Origin of the sequence: Klebsiella sp. AqSCr, assembly GCF_008452795.1 — a bacterium.
Taxonomy (GTDB): Bacteria; Pseudomonadota; Gammaproteobacteria; order Enterobacterales; family Enterobacteriaceae; genus Klebsiella; species Klebsiella pneumoniae.
In genome coordinates this window covers 1-615 of record NZ_MJDM01000013.1, presented here as the reverse complement: position 1 = coordinate 615, position 615 = coordinate 1, and the positions used below count along the sequence as shown (strand labels likewise).

Below are 615 nucleotides of genomic sequence, written 5' to 3'. Positions count from 1 at the left end.
TAGCAACAACCGCATTCCACATCTTGCTTCTGGCCATCGAATCCTGCGAAGACTCGGTAGTGTCGGCCCCGGTCGTTGTTGAGGCGCTGTTCCCTTTATTGGTGCCAAATTGCTGCAGACTATTCCAGGCACTTGTCACACTGCTGTTATAGCCATGCAGCGCGCTTTCGGCCTGGACATCAGCCTCACGGGCCATCTGCTGGTTGGCACTGGCCAGTTGCCGGCTGACATTGATATCAACCGGTAGCTTAGAACTGCGCGCATCCCAGATAGTCGTCCCGTCCCCGGTCTTCGTCTCCGTGCCTCCATTCGCCAGCTGCCGCGACATCTGTCCGAAACTCGTTGTGCTGTTGGTACCCCAGCTGTAGCCGCTGACATTCTCCATCTGCATGTTGGCAAACGAGTAATTCCCGTCCACCACGCCGGATGCCGCCTGCGATGTTGCACCAAGCCCGGAAGAAGAAAAATGGCTGTAGGCACTGGAGAAGGCGGCTCCCATACTCTTCACGATCCCCCACGACAAAGGCGGTATCATCACGGCAATATAACCCGCAGTGGTCGCAATATCCGAGTTTTTGAGCTGAACCTGCGACAACTCAGAGAGAACAACCGGCA

Annotated in this window: 1 pseudogene; it reads right to left on the bottom strand. The window is 56.1% G+C overall.

The features are described from left to right. Nucleotides 1-615 (bottom strand): annotated as a pseudogene (locus BHE81_RS25425) (conjugal transfer protein TraG); the annotation flags it as partial.